This is a genomic window from Bradyrhizobium macuxiense (genome assembly GCF_007993935.1).
GTDB lineage: Bacteria > Pseudomonadota > Alphaproteobacteria > Rhizobiales > Xanthobacteraceae > Bradyrhizobium > Bradyrhizobium macuxiense_A.
In genome coordinates this window covers 148701-154700 of record NZ_VITY01000020.1, presented here as the reverse complement: position 1 = coordinate 154700, position 6000 = coordinate 148701, and the positions used below count along the sequence as shown (strand labels likewise).

Genomic DNA, 6000 nt, shown 5'->3' with positions numbered 1-6000 from the left:
AGCTCTTGCGTGCCATCATCCGAGCCTTCCTCGAGACCATCCCGGCGCCAAATATCGCCTGAGCCCGGCGGCGCGCCGGTTCTTCACGAACGACTATCTACCACACGGATAGTCTTTTGATTCAGACACGAATTGATCAAGCCCGCTCGCTGATATTGGCAGCCGACTTCCTGATTCAGGGGATGCCATTCACGCTTATGATGGGTAAGCCAGATAACCCAGGAGCGTTTGGAGTATGGAGGCCTGGCCAACTCGTCTTTAGAGCGCCGCCGGCAACCCTGCTCGTCAATCTCTCATGGAAAGGTAGCGGTGCAGGCGAACCGATTGTGTTGACACGGACCGGGACCTTTGACCGGCATCCTCCGAGTTGGAAGGATTGGGAAAGGAACGGCTAGGCCGACACAAGTCGTTGGTCATGGTGCTGTTCAAGGAAAGAAGGACCTGCTGGGGGCAGTGACCGCGACGCCGGAATGCAATGAAGCAGGACCTGAGGGTGAGTGCCTCCGGCGAGCGACACCTAATATATGCAATGAAATTGACGAGAAATCGAAAACGGCCGACGATGTGACGCGGCTTACCTTGCTTGCTGATACTGGCAGGCTTGTCTTTGTCCCGCTCGAGTTCTGCCTCGGCACGAGCCGGACCCAGGCCGAGAAGCTCGTCCTGGTCGGAAAGTGGTGGGATCAGCAATGCTGGCGACCAGAGCTATTGCCAGCGCTGGGCTATGGCTGGCCTATCTCGCGAGGTCCATAATTGAGCGCACCTCGATGCTGCCGAGGCGCGCCAGCGGGATTCGGGAAGCCACCTCGACCGCTTCATCTTGGTCCTTGGCTTCGATCAGAACGAAACCAAGCAGCTGCTCCTTGGTTTCGGCGAACGGACCGTCGGTCACGAGGACCTTTCCACCCCGCACTCTCACCGTGGTCGCCGTCCGAACGGAATGCAGGGCGTCGGCAGCGATGAAGTGACCGCTCGTGCGGAGCAAGTCGTTGTAGGCCAAGGAGTCTTGCGTGAGGGCGTCCACCTCCGCTCGAGATATGGGGTTGGGGTTTTGCGTCACGGGCAAGCTGTCTTCAGTGCCGTAGACGAGACACAAGTACCGCATAACTACCTCCAAAAAATGTGGCTATTGGACGTCTGCTCTGACCTGAGGACGAACCAGTCGGCAGCGGTCCGACACCGGTAAATATTTTTCTGTGTGGCCCATCCGCCGGCTCCGACCCCGATGGGCTCCCGGCAACGCAAAGCTGGGGCGCGCCGAAGGTAAGACAGCCGTTGTTCTCGATCCACGCCGTGACCGCAGCGATTATGGGCACTCACGATCGTGCCGGGAATGACCAGCATCAGCAAGCGGCCGTCGCGGCGTGAAGCCATCCTCGGGAAAGTCCTAGGGACTTCGTGACGTTGCGGCGACGTCGATCCGTGGACCCCGTGAGGTTCCTAGGAGGCGGCATCATCACTTTCGGCCATGTTCGATCCGAGGAAGCGCCAGATCGGGGAAATGGACAACATGGCCATCCATTTTACGCTTGAGCGGAGCGGTCACATATTCAATTCGCGCGCCGATGGCGGGGCACCATTCTTCGTAGGATGTCAAACCAGCTATCGGGAGAAATCTTCCGGAGACGAGTTCGAGGGACTGTACAACGTTCCCCGGCGCGAACTGCCGAAATTGATTTATCGGGCAGCCGATTATCGCGGCATGTACAGATTTTGGGCCGCCTTCATCGAGCCGACATCGAAATGCGAGGGCGGCAACTTCCTCACTCTGAATACATATGATCGGGCCCGCTTCACCTGGGGCTTCGGTCAGTTCGGAGCGCACGTCCCGGACGGTGATTTCGTAATGTTCTTCCGCGACATGGTCAGCCGGCCTGAAAACGCCGACTACTTTCCCGACCTAAGCGTCAGAGATGGTCGCATCGTAAAGACCTCGGGCGGTGGCGTCGTGCCAATGGAGACGGCGAACTCGACGGTGCCGCTGATGGACTATCTGAATCCCACCATGTCCGCGGTGGAAGATTCCGAGGTCGCCTCGGCGGCGAAGATGATTCATTGGGCGACGAACGTCGCGCCGGCGCGGGATCTGCAGGTGATGCACATGGTGGGCGTATTCAAACGCCTGATGCGAGAAGCCGACGGCCGGCTGGGTCTCGACGGCTGAAGCGCCGACGTCTGCCTAGCGATCTGCGATATCAGGCACCAAGGCCGCGCCAAATACCCGGCAATTCAATCGGCGCTCGGTTCGAGCCGGCCGCTGGCCAATCTCCTGGCGCTTGGCGGTATAGCCTATCCGGAGCGGTGTGCGACGCTGAAAGCGGAGGTCGCCGCAAAGGGTGCGCTGCTCACCTCCACGAAATGGAGCCGACAGAACGGAGACTTTACCTAGATGCCGATCCAATCCGAACTCCTGAGCGCCGCCGCGAACGAATGGAAGCGATGGGGATTTTCCAGCGCGCCTATCCACGACCCGAAAAGAATCGGGGGACGCGAGTCCGAGCAACCCTTCGTGCACTTCGCGAATGACTATTGGGTCACAGTCGACGAACCTACGAGGAACGGAAACTCGCCTTACCCGTGGTCGGCCGCCTTCGTTTCGTTCTGCTTCAAGACCGCGGCGGCCGGGACAGGCTTCCCGTACAGCGGGTCACACTGGGGCTACTGTGCAGCGATCGTCTCGAAACCGAATACATACTCTAAGCTGAAGTTGATGGATCCGGCTTCTAGCACGCTTCAAGCCGGAGACTTGCTCTGGGCAGCCAGAGGTGGCTCGAATTGTCCGAAGCCCCCAGTATCCGCGGCGACAGCTACCGGCTCCGCGCCAAACGGAAGAGCGGCCTCATCAAGCCGCCGCCCGCCGGGGACGGCCCTCCGGTCGGCTCCGCCTCCCTCCGTCCCGTCACCGGCGGAAGCAACCTTCAACCAAGCTCATAACCCGATGGTCGGGGCAGTTCTTCATGACGCAAAGGGGGCAGTTCCGGACGGCGTTTGACAATCAACGCGTGAAACATGCAACCATGAGCGGCTACTTGAATGAGGTTCAAGCAGACCTTGGGCCTCAGCGGCGTGGAGCGCAACAGCGAGAAAGGAAGACCCAGGGGTCGTCGCATTCTCTATTGCTACGTCGCATCTCGTGATCCCCCCACAAACGAGCCTTGCGGCCGGTTTTGCAGAGGGGAAATGGGCCGGTGTTTGCGCCTTGCAAGGCCGACGAGACCATGATGCGTTGGCTGGCGTCGGACTTGAACGGCTCAACGCCGGAATCTTGGCCTCCTCGCTAGGTAAGAGTGAAAGAAACCTCGCCGATCCCATCGATAGCGGCTCGATAGGTCGCCGACCGATCGATCGCAATCCGGAAGAAGGCGCCCGTGATGACATATTGGCCGGCCTCGACCCCGCGATCGTAGTCGTCTAGCGCGGCGCAAAGCCTCGACAGCGACAAGTAGGGATCGTCCATCACCAGGTCGGGCGGACTTGTTCGTTCGAGCCTGTCGTCTACGAATAGCTCGGCTTTGGGAGCCGAGCGAAAGGGCACCGGAACCTTGCCGTTCCCCACCACCAATCCCCAATTTGAGAGGTCGTCGGCGACAAATAGATTGTTTCGTCCAGGCATCGGCACGCGCGACTGATTGATCTCGAAAGACGCCCTGACCGCCTTCACCGCGGAACGGCAGTGCTCGATGGACAGATGCTTCCCGCGCAAAGGGGACGCTATCTCGAGACATATCTCCGGCTCGATCTGAAGTGGAAGGCCGGGCGGCCGCCTTAAATTGGAGTCGGACGAGAGCGAGCGTTCTGCCAGTATGTATCCGACCGGCCGCACCCCAGGTCCCATCAAATCGTATGCCGCCCCGGAGGTCAGTCCGATCTTCCAGCCGCTCACGTGAGCACCGCTAGCCAGCAGCTGATCCAGGACGTCGAATTGAAGTTTCTGGGCATCATGGAGGCTGCCATCCAAGTCCGGCAGATCCAGCCGACTGCCACGCAACCTTGCATCAACCAGCTTCGCGATCAGGCCTGGCTCGTCAAAAGAAGTCATCGTTCGTTCCTATTCGAAATCCTACGTTGGTCCTTTCGGTCCAACTGTTCGCTTAAGACGTACGGGAAGTTGGATTTTGGCATCGGTGTCCCGCCAAGTCACACTCGCCGTAGAACAAAACGGTAAACGCATTCACAAGTGTGCTCAAGGCTCGTTTCCGGGATACAGAGACTAAATTGCTTCATCGCCGTGGACTGCTGGCAATACCGCCGCGGGCAGCGACCTGATCTCGATCAGCTTGCGCACGCGATCAAAGAAAAAAGGGGCTCGACATGCTTGCCGAGCCCCAGATGCCGAGACACGTTCTGTTTCATGCCTCGGCCCGGCGGGAGGAGCCGGAAGCTGTTGTCGAAGAGGTTCAATGCTTCGTCTCAGCCACAAGATCGTGGCGATGACTATCCTGAGCGAAAAGGGGTCTCACGATCCGAGCCCAATAATGATGTTTTTTTCCTGGGTGAAAGCGAGCAGTTCTTCCAAACACTCCTCGCGGCCGAGGCCCGATTGCTTGTACCCTCCAAACGGTGAGCCCTGTGCGTGGCGTGAGGCCTCGTTGATCCAGCAGAAACCAGCTTCAACGCGCGACACGATGCGATGTGCTCGCGTCACGTCGCGCGTCCAGACGGAGCAACTCAGGCCGAATTCCAGTTCATTGACTTGTCGCAGCATTTCGGCCTCGTCCGTCCATTTCAGAACGGCTTGGACCGGACCGAATATCTCGTCGCGCGCGATGCGCATGTTCATCGTCACGTCAGCGAAGATGGTTGGAAGCATGAAATAGCCGGTCGAGAGGGCTGGGTCGGTCGGAGGGTGCCCGCCGTATATTAGCTTCGCGCCTTCCTCGATCCCGATTGCGATGTAAGATTTGACCTTCTCGAAGGCGGTTCGATCGATGAGGCTGCCCATCGTTGTTTGAGGATCTTCGGGCAGGCCGGGCCGAACCTTAGCGAGATGCGCCGGAAGGCGCGCCAAGACCGCATCGCAAATGTCAGCGTGCACGAAGGCCCGTGTGGGCGAACTCATTGACTGTCCACACCAAGTATAATTCATGCCACGCACCATCCCTGCGGCAACTCGCTCGGGATCGGCGTCGGGGAGCGCGATCAGTGCGTTCTTGCCGCTGAGCTCCATGATGGTTCTTTTGATGGTATCTGCTGCTGCGTGAAGGACCGAACGTCCGGCGTCGCTTCCTCCAACCAAGCCTACCATGGCTACGCCGGGATCCGACGCCAGCGCGGCGCCCACCTCTCGTCCACCAGTAAGCACATTGAAAACGCCCGGTGGAAGCAATCCGTCGAATATCTCTGCGCTTCGAAGGGCCGATAGTGGTGCTTGATGCGGAGGCTTGATGACAATCGAGTTGCCCGCCGCCAAGACTGCGGCCGCCTTTCCAACGGTGAAGAGCAGGGGATGATTGGACGCGGCGATGCGGGCAACGACACCATAGGGCTCTCGGACCGAAAAGCTGATCGAGTCGAAGCCCTGGGGCACCGAATGCCCCTTCATCTCCGTGACCAGGCCTGCGAAATATTCGAGCACGAAGCCACACCGGTCAGCCTCATAGTCGAGATGACGCAGCGGACTACCACAATTGTGAGCATCGAGGAGCGCGAACTCCCTGGCATGGTTGCGGACCAGCCGGGCCATTTCGCGCAAAATCCCTGCGCGCTCCAACGGTGGAACACCTCTCCAAACGTCAAAGCCGTTGCGCGCCGCCGCGACTGCCAATGGCACGTCGCTGGCCGACGCCTGCATTGTTGTCGTCAGCACCTTGCCGGTTGCCGGCGCGATGATCTCGACCCAGCTGGGAGAGACCGGATCTCTCCAGCTCCCGCCATAGAATATTCCCTTATGGCGCGGCAGCGCCTCTTCAACTGAAGGCATCCAATCCCCGCAAGTCTGATCCCCGTACGGGGTGATCTTTGAGTCGCCCTCGATACGTGTATCCCTGGCCGCGCAACTCT

5 protein-coding genes and 1 pseudogene are annotated in these 6000 nt (G+C 59.5%); 2 read left to right on the top strand and 4 right to left on the bottom strand.

The features are described from left to right. Positions 1 to 425: 425 nt before the first annotated feature. A pseudogene (locus FBZ93_RS42040) lies at positions 426 to 668 on the bottom strand (hypothetical protein); the annotation flags it as partial. Between the two features lie 65 nt (positions 669 to 733). Further along, positions 734 to 1105: a YciI family protein gene (locus FBZ93_RS37085; RefSeq protein WP_146992376.1), complete on the bottom strand. Its 372-nt coding sequence runs from the start codon at positions 1103 to 1105 to the stop codon at positions 734 to 736. Positions 1106 to 1510: 405 nt separating this feature from the next. Between FBZ93_RS37085 and FBZ93_RS37080 the strand changes: the two genes are divergently transcribed. Beyond that, positions 1511 to 2164, top strand: a complete 654-nt coding sequence (locus tag FBZ93_RS37080) for a hypothetical protein (protein WP_146992374.1) — start codon at positions 1511 to 1513, stop codon at positions 2162 to 2164. A gap of 225 nt (positions 2165 to 2389) precedes the next feature. Continuing rightward, positions 2390 to 2992, top strand: a complete 603-nt coding sequence (locus FBZ93_RS42035; protein WP_167529400.1) for a DUF2272 domain-containing protein — start codon at positions 2390 to 2392, stop codon at positions 2990 to 2992. 285 nt (positions 2993 to 3277) lie between these two features. On the opposite strand, the gene FBZ93_RS37065 is transcribed toward FBZ93_RS42035, so the two are convergent. Both FBZ93_RS37065 and FBZ93_RS37060 read right to left on the bottom strand, forming a co-directional pair. Then, positions 3278 to 4039 carry a hypothetical protein gene (locus FBZ93_RS37065; RefSeq protein ID WP_146992372.1) on the bottom strand — a complete coding sequence of 254 codons (762 nt, stop codon included), beginning with the start codon at positions 4037 to 4039 and terminating at the stop codon, positions 3278 to 3280. A gap of 417 nt (positions 4040 to 4456) precedes the next feature. Then, the gene (locus tag FBZ93_RS37060) at positions 4457 to 5920 is read right to left on the bottom strand and encodes an aldehyde dehydrogenase family protein (RefSeq protein ID WP_146992370.1); all 1464 of its coding nucleotides are present in this window, start codon (positions 5918 to 5920) and stop codon (positions 4457 to 4459) included. Between the last annotated feature and the right edge of the window lie 80 nt (positions 5921 to 6000).